The organism is Salipiger sp. (genome assembly GCF_059781815.1).
This window is the reverse complement of record NZ_JBYNAH010000392.1, coordinates 1-2,041: the sequence shown is the minus strand read 5'-3', so window position 1 is coordinate 2,041 and position 2,041 is coordinate 1. Positions and strand designations below refer to the sequence as shown.

Annotated in this window: 3 protein-coding genes and 1 pseudogene; 1 reads left to right on the top strand and 3 read right to left on the bottom strand. The window is 62.6% G+C overall.

All coding sequences use genetic code 11. The features are described from left to right. Positions 1-201: pseudogene (locus AC6RA4_RS25130) on the top strand (hypothetical protein); the annotation flags it as partial. 24 nt (positions 202-225) lie between these two features. On the opposite strand, the gene deoD reads toward AC6RA4_RS25130, so the two are convergent. The 3 genes from deoD to AC6RA4_RS25115 form a co-directional block, all read right to left on the bottom strand. Further along, complete coding sequence (gene deoD, locus AC6RA4_RS25125) at positions 226-930, bottom strand: purine-nucleoside phosphorylase (protein ID WP_500164999.1); 705 nt, start codon at positions 928-930, stop codon at positions 226-228. Next, a complete protein-coding gene (locus tag AC6RA4_RS25120; RefSeq protein WP_500164997.1) occupies positions 930-1,241 on the bottom strand; it encodes an H-NS histone family protein in 312 nt (103 codons plus the stop codon). The genes deoD and AC6RA4_RS25120 overlap by 1 nt, the downstream gene beginning before the upstream one ends. A gap of 177 nt (positions 1,242-1,418) precedes the next feature. Next, the coding region (locus tag AC6RA4_RS25115; RefSeq protein ID WP_500164995.1) for a cobalamin B12-binding domain-containing protein at positions 1,419-2,041 on the bottom strand (623 nt) is incomplete at its 5' end.

The window sequence follows — 2,041 nt, the reverse complement described above, 5'->3', positions numbered from 1 at the left end:
GCTGGTTCTTTTTTTTTTACTAGACTGTACGGGGTGGGCGCGCTCTGGGTTGGCGGGGGGGGCGATTGCTCGTCCGAGCACAGCTCGGACACCGCCGCTTGCCATCCGCTGCAGGTCGAGATCCTCGCGCCGCGCGAGGGGGCTCTGGAAGGGTGGCGGACGCCCGCGCGCAACGGATATGACCGCAGCCACGGGCGCTGAACCGGTATTGAGGGGGAAGGCGGCCTAGCTGAAGGCCGCCTCGAGGGCGATCTGCACCATGTCGCCGAACGAGCTCTGCCGGTCTTCGGACGGCAGGGCTTCCTTCGTGAGAAGGTGGTCAGAGACGGTAAGTACGGCCAGCGCGCGCACGCCGTGGCGGGCGGCAAGATTGTAAAGCTCTGCCGCTTCCATTTCGACTCCGAGAATGCCGTGACGGGTCATGATCTCGTTGAGATCGGGACGTTCGTCATAGAACACGTCGGCGGAATAGATGCCGCCCACGTGGCAGGTGGCTCCGGTGCCTTTCGCCGCCTCGACCGCCGCATTCAGCAGGCCGTAATCGGCGCAGGGCGCGAAGTTCAATTCCCGGAAGATGCCGCGCGAGGGGGTGGAGAGCGACGAAGCGGTCATCGCCACGATCACGTCGCGAACCGCGATGGTCTCCTGCATTGCGCCGCAAGAGCCGATCCGGATCAGCGTTTTGGCGCCATAGTCCCGGATCAGTTCGTTGGCGTAGATCGACAGGCTGGGCATGCCCATGCCAGAGCCGTGAATGGTGACGCGGTTGCCTTTCCAGGTGCCGGTGAAGCCCAGCATCCCCCGCACCCGGTTCACGCAGACCGGATCGTCGAGAAAGGTATTGGCCGCCCATTCCGCCCGCAGCGGATCGCCGGGCATCAACACCGTTTCGGCGATCTGCCCGGGCTCTGCGCCGATATGGACCGTCATCAGAGTGCCAGGTCTTCCATCGACTTGCCCTCTTCGAGCGCAGCAACCACCCAGTTGGGCTTGCGGCCACGGCCGGTCCAGGTCTGATCCGGAGCGGCGGGATTGGCGTATTTCGGAGCGCCTTTCGAGCCTTTCTTCTCGTTCGCGGCGAGGATTTCCTCGAGCGAGAAACCGAATTCCTTTGCGGCCTGCTCGGCGGCGCGCTTGGCTTCGGCACGACGGCGCGCGTCAATTGTCTTGAGCGCTTTTTCGACGTCGGTTTTCAGTTGGGTGAGTTCGTCTTTCGAAAGGGACTCCAGATCGAAGTTCATTTCTTATTCTCCTTGGTATTCTGAAGGGTGCCTCCACTTTAGGTATTTTTCTTTTTAATGCGTAAACTCAAGATACATTCTGTGTCAGAACACCAAAATTTTGCATAAAGGCGTAAAACTGCTCACCTTTTCCGGGAGTGGTTTCACAGTCTCTCCATTATTGGGAGGTGTCGGGCTTTATTGCGCGGCGACGGCCTGAGGATCGACCAGCGTCACAATATCCATCATGATGGTGTTTAGATTGAAGTCTTTCGGGGTATATACCTTCGCGACTCCCATCGCTTTCAGCCGTTTTGCGTCATCGTCCGGAATAATGCCGCCGACGATGACGGGCACGTCGGAAAGCCCCTCGGCGCGCATCCGTTCCATCAGGTCCTCGACCAGCGGGATGTGGCTGCCCGACAGGATCGACAGGCCGACCACGTGGGCACCGGTCTTGGCCGCCTCGACGATCTGCTCCGGCGTCAGGCGGATGCCCTCGTAGTCGATCTCCATCCCGCAGTCGCGGGCGCGGAAGGCAATCTGCTCGGCCCCGTTCGAGTGACCGTCGAGCCCCGGCTTGCCGACCAGAAAGCGCAGGCGGCGGCCGAGCCGGTCACTGACCGCGTCCACCGCGTCGCGGATATCGTCGAGGCCCTCGGTTTTGTTGCTGACCGCGCGCGAGACGCCGGTGGGGCCGCGATACTCGCCGTGCACGCTGCGCATCTGCGCCGCCCACTCGCCGGTGGTGACGCCGGCCTTGGCCGCCTTGATCGAGGCAGGCATGACGTTGCGCCCCTCGGCGGCCGCGGCGCGCAGCT